23 protein-coding genes are annotated in these 24,045 nt (G+C 45.0%); 4 read left to right on the forward strand and 19 right to left on the reverse strand.

Features of this window, described 5'->3' with window-relative positions:
* Positions 1-103: 103 nt before the first annotated feature.
* Positions 104-3,196 carry an error-prone DNA polymerase gene (locus tag AB6F11_RS01625; protein WP_102393537.1) on the forward strand — a complete coding sequence of 1,031 codons (3,093 nt, stop codon included), beginning with the start codon at positions 104-106 and terminating at the stop codon, positions 3,194-3,196.
* 333 nt (positions 3,197-3,529) lie between these two features.
* On the opposite strand, the gene AB6F11_RS01630 is transcribed toward AB6F11_RS01625, so the two are convergent.
* Both AB6F11_RS01630 and AB6F11_RS01635 read right to left on the reverse strand, forming a co-directional pair.
* Positions 3,530-4,471 carry a chemotaxis protein CheV gene (locus tag AB6F11_RS01630; protein WP_017062139.1) on the reverse strand — a complete coding sequence of 314 codons (942 nt, stop codon included), beginning with the start codon at positions 4,469-4,471 and terminating at the stop codon, positions 3,530-3,532.
* 168 nt (positions 4,472-4,639) lie between these two features.
* On the reverse strand, positions 4,640-5,857 hold the full coding sequence (locus AB6F11_RS01635; RefSeq protein WP_017062140.1) for an ROK family protein: 1,218 nt from the start codon (positions 5,855-5,857) through the stop codon (positions 4,640-4,642).
* Between the two features lie 319 nt (positions 5,858-6,176).
* Between AB6F11_RS01635 and pyk the strand changes: the two genes are divergently transcribed.
* A complete protein-coding gene (pyk, locus tag AB6F11_RS01640; RefSeq protein WP_017062141.1) occupies positions 6,177-7,625 on the forward strand; it encodes a pyruvate kinase in 1,449 nt (482 codons plus the stop codon).
* 159 nt (positions 7,626-7,784) lie between these two features.
* On the opposite strand, the gene AB6F11_RS01645 is transcribed toward pyk, so the two are convergent.
* A complete protein-coding gene (locus tag AB6F11_RS01645) occupies positions 7,785-8,999 on the reverse strand; it encodes a patatin family protein (protein WP_017063485.1) in 1,215 nt (404 codons plus the stop codon).
* Between the two features lie 41 nt (positions 9,000-9,040).
* A complete protein-coding gene (locus tag AB6F11_RS01650; RefSeq protein WP_100214626.1) occupies positions 9,041-9,130 on the reverse strand; it encodes a YnhF family membrane protein in 90 nt (29 codons plus the stop codon).
* 145 nt (positions 9,131-9,275) lie between these two features.
* Between AB6F11_RS01650 and AB6F11_RS01655 the strand changes: the two genes are divergently transcribed.
* Positions 9,276-9,869: an outer membrane beta-barrel protein gene (locus AB6F11_RS01655; protein ID WP_017067207.1), complete on the forward strand. Its 594-nt coding sequence runs from the start codon at positions 9,276-9,278 to the stop codon at positions 9,867-9,869.
* A gap of 92 nt (positions 9,870-9,961) precedes the next feature.
* Here AB6F11_RS01655 and AB6F11_RS01660 read toward each other — a convergent pair whose 3' ends face one another.
* The 15 genes from AB6F11_RS01660 to yceD form a co-directional block, all read right to left on the reverse strand.
* The gene (locus AB6F11_RS01660; protein WP_017062144.1) at positions 9,962-10,366 is read right to left on the reverse strand and encodes a hypothetical protein; all 405 of its coding nucleotides are present in this window, start codon (positions 10,364-10,366) and stop codon (positions 9,962-9,964) included.
* A gap of 229 nt (positions 10,367-10,595) precedes the next feature.
* Positions 10,596-12,026, reverse strand: a complete 1,431-nt coding sequence (gene ptsG / locus AB6F11_RS01665; RefSeq protein ID WP_017062145.1) for a PTS glucose transporter subunit IIBC — start codon at positions 12,024-12,026, stop codon at positions 10,596-10,598.
* Between the two features lie 445 nt (positions 12,027-12,471).
* The gene (locus AB6F11_RS01670; RefSeq protein ID WP_017063483.1) at positions 12,472-13,239 is read right to left on the reverse strand and encodes a TatD family hydrolase; all 768 of its coding nucleotides are present in this window, start codon (positions 13,237-13,239) and stop codon (positions 12,472-12,474) included.
* Complete coding sequence (locus AB6F11_RS01675; protein WP_017062147.1) at positions 13,230-14,195, reverse strand: DNA polymerase III subunit delta'; 966 nt, start codon at positions 14,193-14,195, stop codon at positions 13,230-13,232. The genes AB6F11_RS01670 and AB6F11_RS01675 overlap by 10 nt, the downstream gene beginning before the upstream one ends.
* Positions 14,196-14,201: 6 nt before the next feature.
* The gene (tmk, locus tag AB6F11_RS01680; protein ID WP_017062148.1) at positions 14,202-14,834 is read right to left on the reverse strand and encodes a dTMP kinase; all 633 of its coding nucleotides are present in this window, start codon (positions 14,832-14,834) and stop codon (positions 14,202-14,204) included.
* A gap of 10 nt (positions 14,835-14,844) precedes the next feature.
* Positions 14,845-15,861 carry an endolytic transglycosylase MltG gene (gene mltG, locus AB6F11_RS01685; protein WP_102321124.1) on the reverse strand — a complete coding sequence of 339 codons (1,017 nt, stop codon included), beginning with the start codon at positions 15,859-15,861 and terminating at the stop codon, positions 14,845-14,847.
* Positions 15,858-16,736, reverse strand: a complete 879-nt coding sequence (pabC, locus tag AB6F11_RS01690; RefSeq protein ID WP_065583975.1) for an aminodeoxychorismate lyase — start codon at positions 16,734-16,736, stop codon at positions 15,858-15,860. The genes mltG and pabC overlap by 4 nt, the downstream gene beginning before the upstream one ends.
* 104 nt (positions 16,737-16,840) lie before the next feature.
* Entirely contained in the window at positions 16,841-18,085 is a 1,245-nt protein-coding gene (gene fabF, locus AB6F11_RS01695) for a beta-ketoacyl-ACP synthase II (RefSeq protein WP_010437291.1), read from the reverse strand.
* Between the two features lie 93 nt (positions 18,086-18,178).
* Positions 18,179-18,412: an acyl carrier protein gene (gene acpP / locus AB6F11_RS01700; protein WP_004737381.1), complete on the reverse strand. Its 234-nt coding sequence runs from the start codon at positions 18,410-18,412 to the stop codon at positions 18,179-18,181.
* A gap of 166 nt (positions 18,413-18,578) precedes the next feature.
* Positions 18,579-19,313 carry a 3-oxoacyl-ACP reductase FabG gene (fabG, locus tag AB6F11_RS01705; protein ID WP_029235138.1) on the reverse strand — a complete coding sequence of 245 codons (735 nt, stop codon included), beginning with the start codon at positions 19,311-19,313 and terminating at the stop codon, positions 18,579-18,581.
* Positions 19,314-19,338: 25 nt separating this feature from the next.
* Complete coding sequence (gene fabD, locus AB6F11_RS01710) at positions 19,339-20,262, reverse strand: ACP S-malonyltransferase (RefSeq protein ID WP_017063479.1); 924 nt, start codon at positions 20,260-20,262, stop codon at positions 19,339-19,341.
* Between the two features lie 80 nt (positions 20,263-20,342).
* Complete coding sequence (locus AB6F11_RS01715) at positions 20,343-21,293, reverse strand: beta-ketoacyl-ACP synthase III (RefSeq protein WP_017054985.1); 951 nt, start codon at positions 21,291-21,293, stop codon at positions 20,343-20,345.
* Positions 21,294-21,298: 5 nt separating this feature from the next.
* Positions 21,299-22,324, reverse strand: a complete 1,026-nt coding sequence (gene plsX / locus AB6F11_RS01720; protein WP_017062152.1) for a phosphate acyltransferase PlsX — start codon at positions 22,322-22,324, stop codon at positions 21,299-21,301.
* Positions 22,325-22,333: 9 nt separating this feature from the next.
* On the reverse strand, positions 22,334-22,504 hold the full coding sequence (gene rpmF, locus AB6F11_RS01725) for a 50S ribosomal protein L32 (protein WP_004737376.1): 171 nt from the start codon (positions 22,502-22,504) through the stop codon (positions 22,334-22,336).
* Between the two features lie 35 nt (positions 22,505-22,539).
* A complete protein-coding gene (yceD, locus tag AB6F11_RS01730) occupies positions 22,540-23,067 on the reverse strand; it encodes a 23S rRNA accumulation protein YceD (protein ID WP_017062153.1) in 528 nt (175 codons plus the stop codon).
* Between the two features lie 149 nt (positions 23,068-23,216).
* Between yceD and AB6F11_RS01735 the strand changes: the two genes are divergently transcribed.
* Complete coding sequence (locus tag AB6F11_RS01735; RefSeq protein ID WP_017067204.1) at positions 23,217-23,798, forward strand: nucleoside triphosphate pyrophosphatase; 582 nt, start codon at positions 23,217-23,219, stop codon at positions 23,796-23,798.
* The last annotated feature ends 247 nt before the right edge of the window (positions 23,799-24,045 follow it).

The following is a 24,045-nucleotide window of genomic DNA, read 5'->3' on the forward strand; positions in this document are numbered from 1 at the left end:
CGTAAGTCAGCAAGAAACTTTGTTAGCTCCTCCGTTCTACTTATTCAATTTCAGCGTCCCTTTTCAATCATGTTCACTCGCAATGGTTAAGTGAGATTACGTTATGTCTCAGCAATACTCAGAGCTATTTTGCCAAAGCAATTACTCCTTCCTTAAGGGAGCCTCACACGCAGAGGAGCTTGTTTTACAGGCCGATTTCTTGCGTTACAAAGCACTCGCGGTTACTGATGAGTGCTCAGTCGCGGGCATCGTTAAGGTTCACTCTGCGATCAAGCAACATAAACTGTCGCTCAAGCAAATTGTCGGGAGCATGTTTTGGCTAAATGAAGAGTGCCAAGTGGTCTTGATATGCCCAAACAGACAAGCCTACGCCGAGCTGTGCCGTATTATTACCAACGCGAGACGTCGTAGCAGCAAGGGACATTATCAGCTCTCTGAGTGGGACATCATGTCAGCTAAGCACTGCTTTATTCTTTGGCTTCCTCAACAGAAAAATGAAGACGCACACTGGGGGCAATGGCTCTCCCAGCATCATTCAGGTCGGTTGTGGATTGGCTTACAAAGACACCTAAAGCAAACCGACCCGCAGTACACAGATTACTGCGTTGAGCTGTCACAACATCACCAACTGCCGATTACAGCTTGTGGTGGTGTGTTGATGCACAATGCGAATCGCTTACCCTTGCAGCACTCACTCACTGCGATAAAGTACCAAAAGCCCATTACCGAAGTGGGCAGTCACTTACTCGCTAATGCCGAGCGCTGTTTACGGAGTATCAATAAGCTCTCTCATATCTTCAAAGCGGAGTGGCTAGAAGAGAGCAACCGTATCGCTGAGCTGTGTGAATTTGATTTAAATAGCTTGCGATACGAATATCCCAGTGAGCTGATTCCTCAAGGGGAGACACCCATGAGTTATCTGCGCATGTTGGTCGAAAAAGGAAAACAGACTCGCTTCCCACAAGGTGTACCTAACGACATCCAACAAATCATAGATAAAGAATTGGGATTAATTGACGAGCTTGACTACCCTTTCTTTTTTCTCACCATTCATGACATCGTGATGTTTGCCAAAAGCCAAGGCATTCTTTACCAAGGTCGAGGTTCAGCGGCCAATTCCGTGGTCTGTTACTGCTTAGAAATCACCTCTGTCGACCCAAGACAGATCTCGGTGCTGTTTGAGCGTTTCATCAGTAAAGAGCGCGATGAGCCGCCTGATATTGATGTCGATTTTGAACACGAACGTCGTGAAGAAGTCATCCAATACATCTATAAAAAATACGGTAGAGAACGGGCTGCACTTGCTGCAACAGTCATCTCTTATCGCTTCAAAAGTGCGGTGAGAGATGTGGGGAAAGCATTAGGGCTACAAGAAACTCAGCTCGACTACTTCATCAAGAACACCAATCGCAGGGACAAAAGCTTAGGTTGGCAGGCTCAGCTCACTCAATTAGGGCTACAACCTGATTCTTTGAAGGGGCAGCAGTTTATCCACTTGGTTAATGAGATTATCGGCTTCCCACGTCACTTATCTCAACATGTCGGTGGCTTTGTCATATCCTCAGGGCCTTTGTATGAGCTGGCTCCCGTCGAAAATGCAGCGATGCACGATCGAACCATTATCCAATGGGATAAGGATGATCTAGAAACCTTAGGCTTGCTGAAAGTTGATGTGCTCGCGTTGGGTATGCTCTCTGCGATTCGTAAATGTTTCGACCTGATCAAACGTATTCACGGGCGATCACTGACCATTGCTGAGATCACTCGCCTTAAGGACGATCCTCAGGTTTACGGCATGATTCAGCGAGCAGACACAGTCGGGATATTCCAAATTGAGTCACGCGCACAAATGAGCATGCTGCCAAGGCTTAAACCGAAGACTTATTACGACTTGGTGATTCAAATCGCTATCGTACGCCCAGGCCCTATTCAGGGTGATATGGTGCATCCGTTTCTCAAGCGTCGAGATGGCATTGAGCCAATCAGTTATCCATCTAAAGACGTGGAATCAGTACTGTCGCGCACCTTAGGTGTACCGATATTCCAAGAGCAAGTGATCAAACTCGCTATGGTGGCTGCAGGGTTCACAGGCGGAGAAGCAGATCAACTCAGACGGGCAATGGCCGCTTGGAAGAAAAATGGCAACGTCTTTAAGTTTAAAAACAAACTCATCGAAGGAATGCAAAAGCGCGGCTATGAGACAGAGTTTGCTGAGCAGATCTTTAAACAGATATGCGGCTTTGGCGAGTACGGTTTTCCTGAAAGCCACTCGGCTTCGTTTGCGGTGTTAGCGTATTGCTCAGCTTGGTTGAAGTGCTACTACCCTGAATGTTTCTACGCTTCTCTGTTGAATAGCCAACCCATGGGCTTTTATAGCCCCTCACAATTGGTACAAGACGCACAACGACACAATGTGGTGATACTTCCGATATGTGTGAACGCTTCTCAAAACGACCACACGGTTGTCTCTCATCAGAATGGTCTAGCGATTCGCTTAGGGCTGCGACAAATCAAAGGATTCAGCGAGCATGGAATTCAAAGCGTGCTCGCCAATCGTCCACCATCCGGTTATCGCCACCCTAGTCAGGTGAAACAGTTATCGATGAATAAGAAAGATATCGAGCTACTGGCATCGGCCAATGCGCTACATAACGTTTCTGGAGACCGCTTCCAGACTCGCTGGGCGATCATGGACTCGGCGTCGGATTTACCTCTGTTTAGCCAAGCCTATGACGATGCTGAGGCAGGACATGACGAACATGTACTGCACAAGCCCAATGAGATGCAAGATCTACTCGAAGGCTTCACCAGTGTCGGAATTTCATTGAACAAGCACCCCATCACTTTGCTCGAAGAAGCAGGACGATTAGGTCGATTCACACACATGAAAGATTTAATACAACAAAGACACAAATCTATGGTCACCGTTGTCGGATTAGTCACAGGCAAACAATCTCCCGGAACCGCGACAGGTGTCACCTTTGTCACGCTAGAAGATAGCACTGGCAATATTAATGTCGTGGTATGGGGAGCAACCGCGCGCGCTCAACAACAAGCTTATCTCACAGCCAAGGCGTTAAAAGTACAAGGGATATTAGAAAAAGAAGGAGAAGTTGTGCATGTTATCGCGGGGAAACTTATCGATATTACCGATGAAATTGTTGGTTTGAAAACCAAATCTCGGGATTTTCATTAGCGAAGTAGCAATTGTCCTCAATCGGTCCTTGGCTAAAGAAACGAAAGAAAGAGCAACGAAAAAGGGAAGCATCCGCTTCCCTTCAATTCCAATTGTTGAGTTATGACTCAACTTCAGCTTCCGTACGTCTTTTCTTAAATTCCCTATACAGTAATAAGCTCAAAGTCATGACGACTTTAGACGTTAACCATATCATTAAGAGGAACTACCTTAGATTGTGTGTGAAAAATTACGCTAGTAGTTGAGCATATTTCGTTAAGAAAAATATGCTGCGTGAATATTAGCAAGCGTTTTCTATAAGGTCACTCAAAACAAACCGTACAGCAGCATTAATTATAAAATCTGACGCATTCGCTCTTGAGTCACTTCAACCAAGAGGTCTGGCTGGAACTTAGAAATAAAGCGGTTACACCCTACTTTCTCAACCATAGCTTCATTAAAACTTCCACTTAATGAAGTATTTAGCGTGATGAATAGGTCATGCATTCTTGGGTCAGTACGTACTTCGTGTGTCAGCTTGTAGCCGTCCATTTCAGGCATTTCAGCATCGGTGATCATCAACAATATTTCTTGATTGATGTCTTTGCCTTCATCACACCAGCCCTTAAGTAAGGTCAGTGCTTCTAAGCCATCACAACACTCAATAATGTTCAAACCCAACTGCGACAAGGTGCCTTTGATCTGGTTACGCGCTGTTGAAGAGTCATCAACGATAAGCACATTGCGTCCTATCATCTCCTGAGCTAATTGTTCATCTAAAACGCCTTCAGAGATCGAGACATCGTAATCAATGATCTCAGCCAACACTTTCTCAACATCGATGATCTCGACGATCTTGTGCTGCTCTTCTTCTTGAATATGCGTAATAGCGGTTAGGTAGTTTGCACGGCCTGTTGTCTTTGGCGGCGGCTGGATTTCTGTCCATGTCGTGTTCACGATATTACGAACTTGCCCAACCAAGAAACCTTGTACGGTTCGGTTGTATTCCGTAATAATCAGGTTGCTCTCTTGAGACTCCGCACGAGATGGCGGAAAGCCAATAGCACTGCGTAAATCGATAACAGGCACCGATTCACCACGTAAAGACGCAACACCCGTAATATGATGATGAGAGCCCGGTAAGCGAGTGAGTACTGGCACTTTGAGGACTTCTTTCACTTTAAATACGTTAATCGCAAATAGTTGACGACTATTTAAGCTGAATAACAAGAGTTCCAGACGGTTTTCACCGACCAGTTTGGTTCTCTGATCAACCGAATTTAAAACGCCAGACATACAACACCTTAGTGACAAATAATAACTGTGGCTACAATAGCCTACTTCAATAGGTTAAAGCAAAGCGCCAATGCACAGAATGCTTAAACTAAGTACAACAAATGATGTTATACAAAGCTTAAGTACATGGAAAGGTTCAAGGTAAGGCTACAAGACGAGAAAAAGGGGTTAACCTTCAATAACTTTCATTAACAGTTGGCCATCGTATAAGGCCTGCTTGATGAGCGCAGCACCTGGCATGGTTGCCTGCTTATAAAAACGAGATTCCACCAGCTCTAAGTCTTTATGGTAAACCGATAGACTCTGCTCTTCGATACACTTTTGAATCGCCGGGTATAACACGCTCTTCGCCTGATTGATAACACCACCCACCAAGATTTTCTCTGGGTTGAACAGGTTAATCACAATCGCAATCGCAGAACCTAGATAACGGCCTAACTGTTCAATCACTTCGACAGCCAGCGGATCCCCATTAGCAGCGGCAGCACAGATCTGTTCAATAGTGACGTCTTCAAACACCGTTAGCGTTGATTCTTCACCATTTACCAATCGCTCTTTGACTTGCTCACGGATTGCCTGAGAACTCGCCACCGTTTCTAAACAGCCTCGATTACCACAGTGGCAAAGCTTGCCTTCTTTATCGATCTGGATATGCCCCAACTCACCGATGTTACCGTGACGTCCTTGCAGAACGCGACCATCAAGAATGATCCCGGCACCTAAACCGTGGTGAATCGAGATAAGAACAGAGTTGTCGTTGTCTTGTGAGTTACCAAACAGCTTTTCTGCTAATGCCCACGCTCGGGTATCATTGGCAATAAAAACTGGCAAACCGGTTTCTTTGTAGATCTCCGGCCCCAACGCTAAGTTTTCAACGTTATAGTGCGGCATCTGCAACACAATACCTTGCTCTGAATTCACCAGACCTGGCAGTGTGATAGCGATACTCGTCACCCTGTCGAGTTGCTCGGCATAGGTTTGGAAGAACTCATCGATTTCATGGAGAAGACGCGCAAGCACATCGTCTTGATCACGTTCATGGATATCAATCTTGGTATCGATAAGCACGTCGCCGCCCAATTCATGGAGCGCGATCGTCAAGTATCCGCGACCAAGACGCATCGACAAAAATTGCCAACCTTCGTTATTGGTTTGCAGACCGACAGCAGGACGCCCACGAGTCGTGGCTTCTTGAACCGTCGTTTCGTGAATAAGGTGAGCTTCAATGAGTTCACGGGTAATTTTAGTAATACTCGCCGGAGCCAACTCACTTTGCTTGGACAGATCGATACGAGAAATAGGACCTTTAAGGTCAATTAGTTTATATACACGACCAGCATTGACCTGTTTGATATGATCAATATGGCCCGGTTGAGCCATGTACATTTTACGCTCCAGAAATCATCAACGAGGTAATTTTTTTACTTTGCGAAGTAATTGTGAAGTCACTTGGTATATCGCCGTGACCAGTATCACGTATATACATGAATCTTTGTGTATCGAGTCAAATAGTTCGAGGAAAATTAATACCCACATCGATAATTTGCGACTTAATTTTCAGAATAAAACATCGCATTTGAGCCCTGAATTCAATAATTAAAGGCAAATCAAGAAATATCCTCCTAGCTCCCAATAAATTATCAATTAATGCATATACTTAATTCAGTCTTTTAAAAGATTACTTGGCCTCACTCTAGGAGTATTCATGACAGCCGAATTAAGAAAAACGAAAATCGTCACAACGCTAGGCCCTTCTACTGATAAAGGTAACGTGCTTGAAGAGATCATCAAAGCCGGTGCCAATATTGTTCGTATGAACTTCTCTCACGGCACCAGCGACGACCATATACAACGCGCAGAAAAAGTCAGAGCAATAGCAAAAAGACACGGTACTCAAATCGCCATTCTCGGAGACTTACAAGGTCCCAAGATTCGTGTGTCGACATTCAAAGATGGCAAAATCCAACTTGCCGTAGGCGACCTGTTCACTCTCGATAGCAGCCTAGGTTTAGGTGAAGGCAATCAAGAAGCCGTTGGCCTTGATTACAAAGAACTGCCTAACGACGTATCCGCCGGCGATATACTGTTGCTTGACGATGGTCGTGTTCAACTCAAAGTAACCAAAGTGGAAGGCTGTCGCGTTCATACCGAAGTCATCATTGGCGGCCCACTCTCAAATAACAAAGGCATCAACAAAAAAGGGGGTGGCCTTTCCGCAGAAGCGCTAACAGAAAAAGACAAGCGCGACATCGTCACCGCCGCACAAATCAAAGTGGATTACCTAGCGGTGTCTTTCCCTCGTAATGGTGAAGACATGCACTATGCTCGTCAGCTTGCACGAGAAGCCGGCTTAGAAGCTCACCTCGTCGCAAAAGTGGAGCGAGCAGAGACAGTAGCTACAGTTGAGAACATGGATGACATCATAATGGCCTCAGATGTGGTCATGGTGGCTCGTGGTGACCTCGGAGTGGAAATTGGCGACCCTGAGTTAGTCGGAGTACAAAAACAGCTTATACGCCGTGCCAGAGCGCTTAACCGAACTGTCATCACCGCAACTCAGATGATGGAATCAATGATTTCTGCGCCAATGCCAACCCGTGCCGAAGTTATGGATGTTGCCAACGCCGTACTCGATGGCACCGATGCTGTGATGCTGTCTGGTGAAACTGCAGCTGGTGACTACCCAGTCGAGACCGTAAAATCGATGGCTGAAGTCTGTATTGGTGCGGAAAAAATGGCAGGCATTAATAACCAATCCAATTACCGTATTGACCGCACCTTTGTTACTGCCGAAGAAACCGTTTCGATGGCGACCATCTACTCTGCAAACCATATGGAAGGCATTAAAGGCGTTGTCACTCTCACCGAGTCAGGCCGCACCGCATTGATGATGTCTCGCCTGAGTGCCGACATGCCGATCTACGCGCTGTCTCGTAACGAAGGAACGCTTAATCGCTGTACCTTATACCGAGGTGTGACACCAATCTACTTCGAGACAGAAGCCGAAGACAGCTTTGACATTGCACTATCTACACTCACTTGCTTGAAAGAGAAAGGACACCTTAAGTTTGGTGACCTAGTGATCGTCACTCAAGGCGACATTATGGATGTAGCAGGGTCAACCAACTGTATGAGAATCTTGCCTGTCACCTAATATTTGACCTTAAGGCGAAACGATTCGCCTAATCTCGAAAACTTAAAAGGGTTATCGAACCAAGTTCAATAACCCTTTTTCATTTCAGAACACGACTCACTAAAATCTGCTTAAACAGCATAACGAGCTCACAGCATTCTAGCTCATCAACTTCGGGAATTAGTTACCCGCAGCAATGGTGGCTAACTGTGGCATATGCGAGTTGCGAGCGTTTTCCGTTGAGGTATAGGTCTCCACAAATCGGTAACCGGCTTCTAAACCCAATTCGTAATCATGCAGTAAATCATCTTTATGACTCATTAATGAGCTCGATTTAAGCGTTTGACTAGGTGCTATCTGAACCACAAACGCGTCGTCTGGTGGCGAATTCAAAAAATCCTGAGTCAATGAGTAGGTCTGATAATGCACCATCAGCATGTCAGCCAACCCTGAATCAAACTTATCTCCGATTAAATGACTTAAGCGATAAATATCATCTGCACCAAATAGCCAGCGACCACCGTTCAGCAGGTCTAAATGCCCACGGTCACGCTTCTGCTCTTTTGAGCGCATAATTTGTTGTTGGAAGAAAGAGGTCCAGTCGGTTTTCCACTGTTCCACTTTCTGTTGCCAATGGCCTTGAACACTGTCGAAAGATTCGCGGAACCACTCCAGTTCTTCTGCAGATATAGGTTTAGGCGCTTTGACTGAAGATCCCTTAACTGGTGCTTCAACCAAATGGGTATTACCTTCCTCCACCACTGGCTCAGTACGAATCACCACAATAGAACGAGCTTGTCTTCGCCACGCTTCCTGAACTGGGATACACGCCGATACACCACCGTCCACATAAGCACTGTCACCAATAAAGACTTCGTCATTGTACAAGCGAGGAATAGCACAGGTCGCAATCATCACCTTGTACCAATCTTCGCCCAATAATGGGAAGTAGTGGTCTCGTAAGTCTTTGGAATCCGTTACAGCCGCATAGAAGTGGCGATCGCCTAGCGTTTGTCGCCCTAAATCCAGATCGAGCTTATATGGGTAAGCCATGATTTGTTCTAGCGCCCATTCTAATCCTAGGTTCTTTCTGTGTCGTATATAGGAAAAGAGATTGAAGAACTCTGGTGAGGTTGTGAGGTCGAGAACAAAAGAACGTCCAAGGCCTTTATCACGGCACAGATAAGCACATAAGTTGAGAGCACCTGCTGAGGTACCAAAAAATTCGTCGAAGGGGTCAAAATTTGAGAGAAGAAAGGCATCCAGCACTCCAGAAGTAAAAATACTTCTCTGTCCGCCACCTTGAGCGACCAGTGCTGTTTTTCCAGCAATAAACTTAGCGTAATAATCCAAGTCTATTGCTGTATCAATATTGGTTATAATCCCACTATTCATTATTCCCTGAGTATCAAAACTCAGCCTCGCAATAGATGGTATTAACTACCAATCGCAATAAAGCCAAATGAAAGAATGATCATGTAGATAAACACGGTAATTTGTAGGGCATTTTTCAGATTATGGTCCATAGACACCTCTGGTTTATTATTAATTTGTCGAGTCTCTATTTAAGTACTATCAGGTGTGTGAAGTATCTTCAAGAATCGTCGAAATTAGTCGCACAATATTGATGTAACCATCACAATTAGTAAGTGTATGGATAAGGATATACTCATGAATAACAAAGCAAATATGATGGCACTGATTACGCTTCTCTCCGTTTCAAGCGCGTATGCTTCGCCGGAGATCATCATTACACCTATGGTAGGTTATACCGGCGGTGGCAGTGTCGAAGACCAGGACGGTAAAACCTATGACATGAAAGGCTCTGAAAATTACACCTTTGCCATTGAAACGCCACTTGAAAAAGGACGCATCGGCTTCTTCTACTCCAATCAGAGCTCGGAATTAGAAACGCTTAACCTAAGCTCCTCCATCCAATACCTGCACCTTCAAAGCAGCATCTACTACCCTGCTTCGCCTGTGTTGTCGGGTTATCTAGGGCTAGGCCTGGGTGCTTCTTACGTCGATGTAGACTGGGCAAAAGATAAGTATGGATTCTCAACTTCTATCTTTGGTGGCTTAGAGTACAAATTTAGTGACCGACTAGCGTTGAACACACAAGTACGTTGGTTAGGCACGGTTGTCGACAACGATACCTCCGGTGTTTGTAATATCCCAAATAACGGGCAAGAGTGCATCATTCGCTTTGATACCGACTGGATGAACCAATTCCAAGCCAATGTCGGACTGAGTTTTACTTTCTAAGCGGCTCAATGAAGCAAAAATATAAGATCGGCCCAAACTAAAAAACCAGCTAAATGCTGGTTTTTTCATTATTAAAACGGTTTTAGTTCAGGTTAGAACTTATAGGTAACACCTAAAGCGCCGCCCACTTGCAACTCAACACCTTTATACATATCGAGTTCAGGGTGAACTTGAGCGTAAGCATTCCAACCTTCGTAGAAATTCACTTTCACGCCTAACGGCAAGCGTAAGCCAAAGTCGTCATTCCATTCAGCCCAAGCACCAGCACCGACGTACCAGCTCAACGGAGCTTCAGTCTCGAACTGACCACGCTTCAAAATGTAATCAAAGGCAGCGCCGTCATTGCCAATCGTAGCACGGTATTTCTGATCAAATTCCACAACGACACTCAGGTCTTGGTCAATGGCGAGTCCAACTTCCAAAGCTGGAGCTTCAGAAGCTTGAGCAAACGAGGCTCCGCTGCAGCACATAAGGCCGATCAAGTAACGATGTTTCATAATATTCTCAGACTGTATTTAAAAAACGGAAGTCTACTGGAATCTCAGCAAAAGGTGTCATCGCTGGGTAAAAGATAAAAGACACGAAAAATTTGGGAACGACCATCAAATGATCGAGTTGAATGATAAGTACCTGAGTTAATGGAGATTAAGCACAATAGATCTTTCATAGAGCAGAAAACAAAAAAGGAGGCCTTTCGGCCTCCTTTCAATTTATTGAATCAGAGAATTAACCGTTGTTACGGATCCACTCATCCATGTCTGTCTTAAGGTTGTCAGACTTAGTACCGAAGATAGCTTGTACGCCACCCGCTACTACTACAACACCTGCAGCGCCTAGTTTCTTCAGCTTGTCTTGGTCAACAAGAGCTGTATCAGCTACTGCAACACGTAGACGAGTAATACAAGCGTCAAGACCAGTGATGTTCGCTTTACCACCGAATGCAGCAACTAGCTCACCAGCAAGTTCAGAACCAGTCGCAACTGACTCTTCTTCAGTCTCGTCTTCACGGCCTGGAGTTTTAAGGTCTAGAGCTTTAATCACAGTGCGGAATACGATGTAGTAAATTGCAGCGTAAGCAATACCACATACAACCATTAGGCCCATCTTAGACGCGTTGCCAGATAGAACTAGGAAGTCGATTAGACCGTGTGAGAAAGATGTACCGTGTACAAAACCTAGAGTGTTCGCAAGAACGTATGCAGAACCAGCTAGTAGAGCGTGGATTGCGTACAGTACTGGAGCAACGAATAGGAAAGAGAATTCGATTGGTTCAGTGATACCCGTTAGGAATGAAGTCAACGCAGCAGAAGCCATGATGCCCATTACTTTAGCGCGGTTTTCAGGCTTAGCTGAGTGTGCAATCGCGATTGCAGCAGCAGGTAGACCGAACATCTTGAACATGTAACCACCAGCTAGCTGACCGAAGCCATTGCCCGCTGCACGAGATGCGTCATCAGCAACTAAGTAACAAGTAAGAACACCGTTTTGAGTTTCGCCAGCAGCGTTTACACAAGTACCAGCTTCAAAGAAGAAAGGTACGTTCCAAACGTGGTGAAGACCAAATGGAATTAGAGAACGCTCAACGATACCGTAGATACCAAACGCCACTTGTGGGTTTTGGTGAGCAGCCCAATCAGAGAACGCAGAGATAGCGCCGCCAACTGGTGGCCATACTACAGATAGTAGGATTGCTAGACCAATCGCAGAGAAACCTGTGATGATTGGCACAGCACGCTTACCAGCGAAGAAGCCAAGGTACTCTGGTAGTTGAATACGGAAGAAACGGTTGAATGCCCAAGCAGCAACACCACCGACTAGGATACCACCTAGTACACCAGTATCGATTTTATCAACGCCCATTACACCAGCCATTACGCCAAGTGTAGCAGTCATGATGCCATAACCAACGATAGCAGCTAGACCCGCTACACCATCGTTGTTAGTAAAGCCAAGTGCAACACCTACTGCGAACAGTAGTGCCATTTGACCGAATACTGAACCACCAGCTTGTTCCATTAAGTTTGAAACGATTTCTGGAATGAAAGGAAGATCTGCTGCACCGACACCTAGCAAAATACCCGCAACTGGTAAAACTGATACTGGAAGCATCAGAGACTTACCAACTTTCTGCAGGCTAGCAAAAAGGTTCTTAAACATGTTTATGCTCCTGATAAAGATAAAATAATTATATTGGGTTCTAACGGCACACCCCCGTAGCCTATATGTTAGCACCCTGCGAAAATGTAACCATGTATTGCATTATATTTTCTGCCGCTAAATATATATTGATGGGGAACTAACTTTCTAGTCACTTACGAAATTTAGTTCCAAAACACGTCTTGGATCACATGTCAAATCTAGAAATGCAATGCTTTACAAGTGTTTAATGCATTGAAATATATAAGTATTTTTCAAGAGCCCTATTATTTTACTGGGTAAATAAAATAGGAGCGAATGTTATTTTTAGTAACAAAATTACAAATGTTATAATTAGCGCTCTCAAGTTCAACATAATTCGTAAACATTAAAAAAAAACGTATTTTTGGTGATCAAAAATACAAAAAGGGAGCTTTTGCTCCCTTTTATTTGTTTACTTAGATTTTTATCGCAAAAAAAGTTTTTGGTAATTTTTGGTCGTTTGTTCGGCAACCTCTTTCATCGACACACCTTTTAATTGCGCAATGTAGGCCGCCACTTCGACGACATATGCAGGCTGATTCTGCTTTCCACGATATGGAATGGGCGCCAAGTATGGAGAATCCGTCTCGATCAGCAACCTGTTTAGCGGTAGGTTTTTAACAACTTCTTTAAGTTCTGTAGCCTGCTTAAAGGTCACAATGCCTGAAATTGAGATATAGAAACCTAGTTCCATTGCTGCTTCTGCGAATGCTTGATCTTCGGTAAAGCAGTGAATCACACCGCCACACTTCTCAGCTCCGCCATCACGTAAAATAGCTAATGTGTCTTCACGTGCGTTACGAGTGTGAATGATCAAAGGTTTATTCAGCTCAACGGCTAACTCAACATGCTGCTTAAATCGTAGCTGTTGCAGCTCCGCCGTCTCTGGTTGGTAGTGATAATCTAAACCTGTCTCTCCAATCGCCACAACCTTAGGGTTGCTCGCGTATTCACGCATTGTCTCTAGGCTGAAATCACTTTCAACATCGAGAGGGTGAACGCCACAAGAGGCTTTAACGTTATCAAACGGCGAGATCATCTCGAGCATATTTTCAAACGAATCGAGTGTCACACCGACAGAAAGCAATTGGTCTACATTAGCAGCCTTCGCCTTGTTAACCACATCTTCTACGCTGGTGTGTAAATCTTGGTAATCCAGTTTGTCTAAATGACAGTGGGAATCTACGAACATGTTTCCTCGCAAGTGGCTATCAGCCAATTCATTATGAGTAGCTCCGTATTGAGCCCAGGGTGTTGCTTTAACTGCTCAATCAATGTCAGCAGTTTATTCGATGCTGCATAAGCACTTTGATAAGACATCGCCTCACACAGTGCTTTCGCACTCGGAGTGAAAGCCTGATTCGCCAAACCAAAATGCAGCTTCTGTACATCTGACAATAGATGCCAAAGCCAGCCAAGTTGAATCAAAGGGTCTTTGCTAAGCTCTGTAGAGAACTTTAGCATGTCAGGTTGAGTGCCTTTTATCACATTCACAAAGCCATCGAGCGCTTTTGTTGAAGCTTCAACGCCACCTTGCTCAAACATCGCTTTTGCTTTTAAAGGCGCGTTGTCATTGAGTGCTAAAATATACTGCGGTACCGCTTTGCCCACTTCACCATCTAACCACGCTGATGCTGTCTCTAACTGCGGACTAACCACATTGAATTGCTGACAACGGCTAATAATAGTCGGCATTAAGCGATTACTGTTACGAGTAGACAGAATGAAGATGCACTTGCTTGATGGCTCTTCCAGAGTTTTCAATAGTGCGTTGGAAGCCGATTCGTTCATTGCTTCAGCAGGGTTAAGCAAAATAACGCGCAAACCACCTAACTGAGAAGACTCTTGAGCCCAGCGGTTACTGGCACGCACTTGATCAACCGTGATCGACTTACCTTCTTTCTCGGGTGAGATCACATGAAAATCAGGATGACTGCCCGACTTCATTAACTCACAGCTGTGGCAAAACCCGCACGACTCGCTTTCATAGTTCGTGCACATCAATGCGTCGGTAAGTTGGCTAATCAAAGCATCAACGCCGAGCCCTTCCGGTGCATTAACAATCACAGAGTTAGGAAAACGCTCCGCATCGAGACTTTTTTTCCACTCACTCCATACCGGTGTGAGCCAAGAATACACTTCAGCCATGACTACCTACTGTTTGTCGAGCCAAGCAGTTAGCGCGACTTTAATATCAGCGGCTACTTGCTCAATTTCTTGCTGCGCGTTAATCACAAGTACAGAATCATCTTGTTCTGCAATTTCTAGATAGCGCTCACGCGTGCGGTCGAAAAATGAGATGTCCATCTTTTCAATTCTATCAAGCTCACCACGGCCTCTAGCACGCTCTAGCCCTACTCTAGGGTCTAGGTCCAAATATAGCGTTAGATCGGGTTTAAAGCCGCCTAGCGTGGTTGCTTTCAGTGATTCCATAGTCGTGCGCGCGATCTGGCGACCACCACCTTGGTATGCCTGTGAAGACATATCATGACGATCACCCAATACCCATTGACCATTGGCGAGCGCCGGCTTGATGACGTTCTCGACTAATTGAACACGTGCTGCATACATCAACAGCAATTCAGTCATGTCTTGAAGCTTCTCGCCTTCGTGCTCTTCTTTAACCAATGAACGCATCTTTTCAGCTAAGACAGTACCACCCGGCTCGCGAGTATTAACAATATCTTCAACACCCGATGCTTTTAATGTCTCAACGATGGCATTGATTGCTGTGCTTTTGCCAGCGCCTTCAAGGCCTTCAACCACGATAAATTTCGACTGATTCATAATTATTTCTTTATCTGTTTTTTCTTAATTGCTTTAAGTAAGCTCGCACTGCACGGTTATGCTCAGTCAAACTCTTTGAAAATACGTGACCACCTGTTCCACTCGCAACGAAATACAAGTAGTTGCTCTTCTCTGGATTCAACGCCGCGTTGATAGACGCTTTGCCTGCCATAGCGATAGGTGTCGGTGGCAAGCCACTCATTGTATAGGTGTTGTAAGGCGTTGGCGTGCGTAAGTCTTTCTTACGGATGTTGCCATCGTAGCTGTCACCCATGCCATAGATAACCGTTGGGTCAGTTTGCAAACGCATACGCTTGTTTAGACGGTTAACAAACACAGAAGAAACACGCTCACGTTCTGACGCAACAGCGGTCTCTTTCTCAATGATAGATGCAAGAATTAACGCTTCGTATGGCGATTTAAGAGGCAGCTTATCCGCTCGATTTTCCCACTCTTCATTCACCACGCTCATTAGGTCTCGATGCGCGCGCTTCAACAAATCTAAATCAGTGGTGCCGTAGGTGTAGTGATACGTTTCTGCTAAGAAGAGACCTTCTAGCTTTTCGTTTTCAATACCCAACTTTTCAGCGATCTCTTTTTCAGAAACGCCATCCAATGTCTGTTGAATGAATTCGCTGTCTTTTAGCTGAACAAGCCATTCGTCAAAACGACTGCCTTCAACAAAGGTAATAGTAAACTGGTGTTCTTTCCCTTCTACAAGCACCTGTAGCGCTTGCTCTAAGGTTAAACCCGGTTCAAGCAGGAAAGTACCCGCTTTTACGTCTACAAGCTCAGGATGTAACTTACGGATTAATTTCTCGTAAGGAGAAGCCTCAAACAGCCCCTCGTTAATCAACTGGGCTAGAACGCGGTTAAAGCTGCTACCTGAAGCAACAGTCACGACTTGTGGTTTTTCTAATTGAATAACTTGTTTCAGGTTATCTTGCGCTTGGTTGTAAACATAAAAACCAGCAGCACCGGCTGCAATTAAGCACAAGATAATAAAAATAAATAACTTTTTGATCACGAGTTTAGTTGTCCTTGAAGGCTACGAGTAACGGTTCCAATGTTAAATTGGGTATCACTAATACGGGTAACTGGGGCAACCCCTAAAATGGAGTTTGTCATGAAAACCTCATCAGCTTGCATGAGTTGAGATAAGCAGTAGTCACTAATTGTAACGGAAAGTTCAGCCTGATTCAGCGCGGTTAACACTTGCTTACGCATAACCCCCGCGACACCACTTTGAGTGAGTTGAGGTGTGTATATCGACTGACCTTTGCGCCAGAACAGATTGGCCATGGTGGTTTCAATCACATTGCCCGATATATCAAGAACCACACCATCCACTTCATTAGCTTGATCCATTTCATCTTTCATCAAAATCTGCTCAAGGCGATTATTGTGCTTATGGCCAGCCAGTAGTGGGCTCAAACCTAGCGCTTGATGGCAGATACCGAGTTCAACACCGGAGTCTTGCCACGCTGAATAATGGCTTGGGTAATCAAAGGTACTGATGGTGATTGTCGGCTTGGCGATATTCTTGGTACTGTAGCCACGCCCACCCGCTCCACGACTAACGTGCAGCTTGATCCCTGCTTTTTGATTATGAGGCTTGTTGGCGTTATGGAGCTTCTTTGAACCATCAAGGCTCTTTGTGCCATGAAGAGCGTTATGTTGGATGTGTTGAAGCGCAGTATCGAGCCAAAGACTAACAACATCCCAATCAAGAGCAGAAATGCGTAGTGCTTTAAGGCACTCGTCGACACGGTGCTGATGATCGTGAAGATGTTGTATCTCACCATCACTCACGAGCATTGTCGTAAAACAGCCGTCTCCGTACTGAAACGAGCGATCCAAAATATCGATAGTTTGCTGGCTTTCTCCATCAACCCAAAACATGTTTTTCCCCATAAAAAGAAACGGCTCAATGCTAAAGCATCAAGCCGTTTAAAAACAAGTCTAATTGTGACTATCTACGAGTGTTTACGTCTTTAATAAGATGATTAAATCTTTTTGAAGATCAAACAGCCGTTTGTACCACCGAAACCGAATGAGTTACATGCAGCATATTCCATGTTGCTAACTTCACGCGCAGTGTGAGGTACTAAGTCAATATCTAAGCCTTCTTCAGGATCATCTAGGTTGATTGTTGGTGGAACAATTTGGTCAACCAAAGACATAGCCGTGATGATAGCTTCAGCAGAACCAGCAGCACCTAGAAGGTGGCCTGTCATTGATTTCGTAGAAGAAACCAATACTTGCTTGCTGCCTGCTTCGCCAAGAGCACGCTTGATGCCCTTAACTTCCGCTACGTCACCTGCAGGAGTCGAAGTACCGTGTGCGTTTACATAACCGATTTGTTCACCAGTAATGCCAGCATCACGCATAGCCGCTTCCATTGCTAGTGCGCCACCTGAGCCATCTTCACTTGGAGATGTCATGTGGTAAGCGTCACCCGACATACCGAAGCCAACTAGCTCACAGTAAATCTTAGCTCCACGAGCTTTCGCATGTTCGTACTCTTCAAGAACCATCATGCCTGCACCGTCGCCAAGAACGAAGCCATCACGGCCTTTGTCCCATGGACGAGAAGCTTTTTGAGGCTCATCGTTACGAGTAGAAAGTGCTTTAGCCGCACCAAAACCGCCCATACCTAGTGGAGTTGATGCTTTTTCAGCACCACCCGCTAGCATTGCGTCTGCATCGCCGTATGCAATCATACGAGCCGCGTGACCAATGTTATGTAGGCCAGTCGTACATGCAGTAGAAATCGCGATGTTTGGACCGCGTAGGCCACGCATGATAGACATGTGACCAGCAATCATATTCACGATCGTCGACGGTACGAAGAACGGGCTGATCTTACGAGGGCCTTTTTCAGTTAGAGCTTGGTGACCGGCTTCGATCAAACCAAGACCACCAATACCAGAACCGATAGCAACACCCACACGTGGAGCGTTTTCTTCAGTAATAGTTAGGGCTGAATCATCTAAAGCTTGAATACCTGCTGCGACGCCGTACTGGATGAACAAGTCCATCTTACGAGCATCTTTTTTAGTCATATACTCTTCGCAGTTAAAGTCTTTAACTAGACCTGCAAAACGAGTTGAGAAATTGGTTGCATCAAAATGATCGATATTAACGATACCACTTTGACCAGCTAGCAGGGCTTTCCAAGAAGATTCTACAGTGTTGCCTACCGGTGACAACATACCCATGCCAGTGACAACTACACGACGCTTGGACACGATTTTACACTCCGGGGATTGAGGTGATTTAAGATGAGGATAGATGAGTTAGATAAAACACAGGCGGTCGAGGTGACCGCCTGGGAGAGATTATTACTGAGCGCTAGTTACGTAATCGATAGCTGCTTGAACAGTAGTAATTTTCTCAGCTTCTTCATCTGGGATTTCAGTGTCAAATTCTTCTTCTAGAGCCATTACTAGCTCTACTGTGTCTAGAGAATCTGCACCTAGGTCATCAACGAAAGAAGCTTCGTTTTTAACTTCAGCTTCGTCTACACCTAGCTGTTCAACAATGATTTTCTTTACGCGTTCTTCGAGGTTGCTCATTTTTTCTTTTCCTTTACAGAGTTCGCTTTATGCGATGTTTTCCGTAGTTTATTCAATCTATTGAAAGTTGCAAGGTCAACTTTTCTGGTCAAACCACAATTTTCACGATTTTAACCGAAATTACGTATGATCTTGACTTAAATCATGCACAAATGTTGCACATAATTTACACCATGTACATACCGCCATTGACGTGAAGTGTTTCACCTGTGATATAAGCTGCCGCAGGTGACGCCAAAAATACCACAGCTTCAGCGATTTCGCGAGGGTCACCTAGTCGACCTGCTGGTACATTCGCCAAAGTTGCTGCACGTTGGTCATCATTTAGCGCTTTAGTCATGTCAGTTTCGATGAAACCAGGAGCTACAGTGTTCACTGTAACGCCACGAGACGCAACTTCACGAGCCATTGATTTAGTAAAACCAATTACGCCTGCTTTTGCAGCTGCGTAGTTAGCTTGACCAGCGTTACCCATTGTACCTACTACAGAACCAACGTTTACTATACGACCTTGACGCTTCTTCATCATGCCACGCAATACAGCTTTAGACATGCGGAAGATAGGAGTTAGGTTAGTATCGATGATGTCATTCCATTCGTCGTCTTTCATACGCATCAGTAGGTTATCACGAGTGATACCTGCGTTGTTAACTAGAATGTCAATCGCACCGAATTCATCGTTGATGGTTTTCAGTGTAGCAGCAATTGAGTCAGTATCCGTTACATTAAGAGCAAGACCTTTACCGTTCTCACCAAGGTACTCGCTGATTGCAGCTGCGCCGCCTTCAGATGTCGCAGTACCGATAACTTTAGCACCACGCTCAACTAAAAGTTCAGCGATTGCACGACCGATGCCACGGCTTGCGCCTGTAACTAGTGCAACTTTGCCTTCTAAATTCATCATAACTTCTCTATTAAGTGGTTATTTACTTAGCAGCTTCTAGTGATGCAGTATCATTAACTGCAGCAGCTGTCATAGTTTTTACGATTCGTTTTGTTAGACCAGTAAGAACTTTACCAGGGCCTAATTCAAGTAGCTTCTCAACGCCTTGCTCATTCATCGCTTGTACACCTTCAGTCCAACGAACTGGGCTGTATAGCTGACGAACAAGTGCGTCTTTAATTTTTGCAGGGTCTGTTTCAGCAATAACATCAACGTTATTGATAACAGGCAATGCTGGCGTGTTGAACTCTAGAGCTTCTAGAGCCACTGCTAGCTTATCTGCTGCTGGCTTCATCAGTGCACAGTGAGACGGCACAGAAACAGGTAACGGAAGTGCACGCTTAGCGCCCGCTTCTTTACAAAGTGCACCAGCACGCTCTACTGCAGCTTTGTTACCCGCGATAACAACTTGGCCAGGAGAGTTAAAGTTAACTGGAGACACAACTTCGTCTTGCGCAGCTTCTTCACACGCTTTAGCAATCGCTTCATCGTCTAGACCGATGATTGCGTACATTGCACCAACACCTGCAGGAACCGCTTCTTGCATCAGTTGACCACGTAGTTCAACCAGCTTGATCGCTTCTTTAAAGTCGATAACGCCGGCACATACAAGAGCAGAATATTCACCTAGGCTGTGACCTGCTAGATTTACAGGTTGCTCTAGGCCAAGCTCTTGCCATACACGCCAAATTGCAACAGACGCTGTTAATAGAGCCGGTTGAGTGCGAAAAGTTTCATTTAGATTTTCTACAGGACCATCTTGAACCAATGCCCATAGATCGTAACCAAGTGCTTCTGAAGCTTCAGCAAATGTCTTTTTAACAACATCATACTGTTCGCCTAGGTCAGCAAGCATACCGATAGCTTGAGAGCCTTGGCCTGGGAATACGATAGCAAATTTGCTCATTGTAATTTTCCTTTAAGCAAAGCAAAAAATTGAATAAGGCACATAAGTTATGTGCCTTGTTTGTTGATTATCGCTTAGGGTTAGAATTTAACTAACGCAGAACCCCAAGTGAAGCCGCCGCCAAATGCTTCAAGTAGAAGCGTTTGACCACGTTTAATTCGCCCGTCGCGAACAGCCTCATCTAGGGCCGTTGGTACGGTAGCTGCTGACGTGTTGCCGTGCTTATCAAGAGTAATCACTACTTGATCAAGCGACATCGTCAGCTTTTTAGCGGTTGCCGAGATAATACGGTAGTTCGCTTGGTGTGGAACTAACCAATCAAGCTCTGACTTATCCATATTGTTCGCCGCTAAGGTGTCTTTAACTAGCTTAGAAAGCTGAGTTACCGCCACTTTAAATACTTCGTTGCCCGCCATGTGCAGCCATTTGTCTGCATCACCGCCGCGCTCTGGTACTTCTAGGCTTAGAAGCTCACCGTATTTACCATCAGAGTAAATATGAGTAGACAAAATACCTGGCTCTTCGCTTGCGCCTACAACCACCGCGCCTGCTGCATCACCAAATAGGATGATAGTAGAGCGGTCAGTCGGATCACAGGTTTTTGACAGTGCATCAGCACCAATTACCAAAACGTTCTTACACATGCCAGTCTTGATGTGTTGATCAGCAACAGACAGTGCGTAGACAAAACCAGAACACGCTGCAGCCAAATCAAACGCAGGGCAGCCTTTGATACCAAGCTTGCCTTGTACCTGACATGCCGAAGACGGGAATGTGTGGCTACTGCTGGTTGTCGCAACGATGATTAAATCAATCTCTTCTTTGTCGATACCTGCCATTTCAATGGCATTTTCAGCAGCGTAAAACGCCATATCAGCAACGGTTTCGTTTTCCGCTGAAATACGACGCTCTTTAATACCCGTTCTAGCAACGATCCACTCATCGCTAGTCTCTACCATTTTCTCTAAGTCTGCGTTAGTACGCACCTGAGATGGCAAGTAGCTGCCAGTACCTAAAATTTTGCTATACATGAAGACTAATAATGCCTCTCGAGTAAAACCGCTTCCAAACGATCGCTAATGCGGCTGGGGACTTGTCGTTTGACCTCGTGTACTGCTTCACCAATCGCGTTGACGACTGCAGACACATCAGCACTTCCATGACTTTTAATGACAATGCCGCGCAATCCTAACAAACTTGCGCCGTTATACTGGTCGGGGTTCAAGGTTTTTAATTCAGTAAATAGCTCAGAAAACAGCATTCTGGCTATCCAACCCTTTATTGTTGAAGCCATCATGCGCGTTTTTAGCTTATCAATAAAGAGCTGAGCCGTACCTTCGCACGTTTTTAAGCAGACATTGCCCACAAAACCATCACATACGACGACATCAGCAGCATCTTGAAGTAATTGATTACCTTCAATATAGCCTATGAAGTTCACAGACTGAGTATTAGACAACATTTCAGCGCATCGTTTTACAAGGTCATTACCTTTAATTTCTTCTGCACCGATATTCAAGATAGCGACACGTGGTGCGCGACCTAAATGTTGTTCTGCTAATGCACTGCCCATGACAGCAAACTGAAAGAGTGAATCTGCGTCACTAGAAACGTTCGCCCCTAAATCAAGCATCCATGTGCGATTTCCGGATGCAGTAGGCAAAGCTGAAACCAATGCAGGCCTATCAATACCGGGAAGAAGCTTGAGTCTGAAACGGGATAAAGCCATCAATGCGCCAGTGTTACCACCACTCACACAAGCATCAGCCTGTGATTCGGCAACCAGATCGATAGCGGCACGCATAGAGCTACCCTGACTATTACGTAAGGCTAGTGAAGGTTTTTCAGAATTGGAAATGACTCGATCACAATGCTGGATACTCAAACGAGAATCAGGCATTCGACCTAATGAAGATAATTGAGATGTGATCGCGTTTCGATCACCTATTAGAATGACTTTTAGCTCTGGGAAATACGACAGTGCCTGCACGGCGGCAGGCACTGTTACACGAGGACCGAAGTCCCCGCCCATTGCATCAAGCGCAACGGTTAGATTTTGCAAAGGTCAACCTTACTTGTTGATAACCTTTTTGCCGCGGTAGAAACCTTCGGCAGTCACGTTGTGACGTAGGTGAGTTTCACCTGAAGTTGCGTCTACAGAAAGTGCAGCTGTAGTTAGCGCATCGTGTGAACGACGCATGCCACGCATTGAACGTGATTTCTTGCTCTTTTGTACGGCCATTGACCCTACTCCTATGTAAATTCTTAAAGAAGCAATTACTTCTTTAAGCTTTTTAAAACATCAAATGGATTCGGCTTTTTGTCTTCCTCAATTTCTTCAGGAAGTTCACCAAACACCAAGTTATTTGAGTTAACGCTACATTTCGCATCGTCGTGCATTGCTATTTGTGGCAATCCAAGGATGAACTCGTCTTCAACTAATTGAATCAGGTCTAACTCACCGTACTCGTTCAGATCTACCAAATCGTACTCTTCCGGTGCTTCCTCTTCACTTTTCTCACTGTAAACAGGAGTATAAGTAAATTGGACATCGCACTCATGTGCGAAAACCTCATTACAACGTTGACACTCTAAATCGACTTCGACGTTAGCTTTACCAGAGATAACGACTAATCGTTGTTCATCAAGCCCAAATGACATTGAGACTTGCGCGTCACGTTTTACGCCTTCAGTTGCTTCAGTTAAACGCTTCAAAAGACTGACCTGGATGATACCATCCATATCGAGTCGTTTTTGAGCCGTTCTTGCCGGATCAACTGTACGCGGTATTTTTTCCTTTTGCATAGGGCGCGAATCTTATCTTCCAAATCGTGTTTAGTCAAAGGAAATGGCAAAAAAAATGTACTTTCCTGCCTTTCCTATTCAGAGCATTATGAATAGCAGGACAAGTTACGTTATCCTGAGATAAATGCTTCCTTGAATTGTAAATTAAAATGAGAAATTACCAACTAGTTTTAGCCTCTACATCACCATTTAGGCAAGAGATCCTCAAAAAACTACAGTTAAGCTTCATTACAGCCAAGCCAGACTGCGATGAAACGCCGCTTCCTGAAGAGACGCCTCAACAGCTGGTAATGCGCCTTGCTGAGACCAAAGCTAAGTCTTGTGTTGTGGAGCAACCTAGCTTAGTCATTGGTTCTGATCAGGTTTGCGTAATTGATGGAGAGATCATTGGTAAGCCTCACACTCGAGAAAAAGCGATCGAGCAGTTATCTCGTCAAAGCGGCAAGAGCATTACTTTTTATACTGGGCTTTCGGTTTGGAACAACGAAACCAATGAAGCTGACACACGTCTCGACACCTTTGTAGTGCATTTCCGCGATTTAACTAAGCAACAGATCATTAGTTATGTTGAAAAAGAGCAGCCTTATTACTGCGCAGGTAGCTTTATGTGTGAAGGGTTAGGCATCGCGTTGTTTAAACAGATGGAAGGGAAAGACCCAAATACTTTGATCGGCTTACCGCTGATCGATCTAGTCGATATGTTAGAAGCGCAAGGAATGGGGGTACTATAACGGATACGCTCTCTTTGTTAGAGATTCCCTACTCCTTCCTTCGTCAGTCTAGGGAATGGCGGAACACGCAATTTTATCTAACCAACTAATGATATAGAGCGTGATTTTAAAAAGTCGTCATCCTCAAGAGCGAGGAACGAGCGACTTGGGGATCTTCTACAACAGATGAATCGAGTAGGAGGAGGCCTCACGGCCTCCGTCCTCTCACACCACCGTACAAGCGTGGGTCGCATACGGCGGTTCCGAA

Source organism: Vibrio sp. 10N.247.311.14 (assembly GCF_041467715.1).
GTDB lineage: Bacteria > Pseudomonadota > Gammaproteobacteria > Enterobacterales > Vibrionaceae > Vibrio > Vibrio crassostreae_C.

What these genes read in the sequence shown, in the direction of transcription:
- AB6F11_RS01625 (WP_102393537.1), top strand. Translation starts at nt 104, where the DNA reads ATGTCTCAGCAATACTCAGAGCTATTTTGCCAAAGCAATTACTCCTTC.
- AB6F11_RS01630 (WP_017062139.1), bottom strand. Translation starts at nt 4,471, where the DNA reads ATGTCTGGCGTTTTAAATTCGGTTGATCAGAGAACCAAACTGGTCGGT.
- AB6F11_RS01635 (WP_017062140.1), bottom strand. Translation starts at nt 5,857, where the DNA reads ATGTACATGGCTCAACCGGGCCATATTGATCATATCAAACAGGTCAAT.
- pyk (WP_017062141.1), top strand. Translation starts at nt 6,177, where the DNA reads ATGACAGCCGAATTAAGAAAAACGAAAATCGTCACAACGCTAGGCCCT.
- AB6F11_RS01645 (WP_017063485.1), bottom strand. Translation starts at nt 8,999, where the DNA reads ATGAATAGTGGGATTATAACCAATATTGATACAGCAATAGACTTGGAT.
- AB6F11_RS01650 (WP_100214626.1), bottom strand. Translation starts at nt 9,130, where the DNA reads ATGGACCATAATCTGAAAAATGCCCTACAAATTACCGTGTTTATCTAC.
- AB6F11_RS01655 (WP_017067207.1), top strand. Translation starts at nt 9,276, where the DNA reads ATGAATAACAAAGCAAATATGATGGCACTGATTACGCTTCTCTCCGTT.
- AB6F11_RS01660 (WP_017062144.1), bottom strand. Translation starts at nt 10,366, where the DNA reads ATGAAACATCGTTACTTGATCGGCCTTATGTGCTGCAGCGGAGCCTCG.
- ptsG (WP_017062145.1), bottom strand. Translation starts at nt 12,026, where the DNA reads ATGTTTAAGAACCTTTTTGCTAGCCTGCAGAAAGTTGGTAAGTCTCTG.
- AB6F11_RS01670 (WP_017063483.1), bottom strand. Translation starts at nt 13,239, where the DNA reads ATGTTCGTAGATTCCCACTGTCATTTAGACAAACTGGATTACCAAGAT.
- AB6F11_RS01675 (WP_017062147.1), bottom strand. Translation starts at nt 14,195, where the DNA reads ATGGCTGAAGTGTATTCTTGGCTCACACCGGTATGGAGTGAGTGGAAA.
- tmk (WP_017062148.1), bottom strand. Translation starts at nt 14,834, where the DNA reads ATGAATCAGTCGAAATTTATCGTGGTTGAAGGCCTTGAAGGCGCTGGC.
- pabC (WP_065583975.1), bottom strand. Translation starts at nt 16,736, where the DNA reads ATGTTTTGGGTTGATGGAGAAAGCCAGCAAACTATCGATATTTTGGAT.
- acpP (WP_004737381.1), bottom strand. Translation starts at nt 18,412, where the DNA reads ATGAGCAACCTCGAAGAACGCGTAAAGAAAATCATTGTTGAACAGCTA.
- fabG (WP_029235138.1), bottom strand. Translation starts at nt 19,313, where the DNA reads ATGAATTTAGAAGGCAAAGTTGCACTAGTTACAGGCGCAAGCCGTGGC.
- fabD (WP_017063479.1), bottom strand. Translation starts at nt 20,262, where the DNA reads ATGAGCAAATTTGCTATCGTATTCCCAGGCCAAGGCTCTCAAGCTATC.
- AB6F11_RS01715 (WP_017054985.1), bottom strand. Translation starts at nt 21,293, where the DNA reads ATGTATAGCAAAATTTTAGGTACTGGCAGCTACTTGCCATCTCAGGTG.
- rpmF (WP_004737376.1), bottom strand. Translation starts at nt 22,504, where the DNA reads ATGGCCGTACAAAAGAGCAAGAAATCACGTTCAATGCGTGGCATGCGT.
- yceD (WP_017062153.1), bottom strand. Translation starts at nt 23,067, where the DNA reads ATGCAAAAGGAAAAAATACCGCGTACAGTTGATCCGGCAAGAACGGCT.
- AB6F11_RS01735 (WP_017067204.1), top strand. Translation starts at nt 23,217, where the DNA reads ATGAGAAATTACCAACTAGTTTTAGCCTCTACATCACCATTTAGGCAA.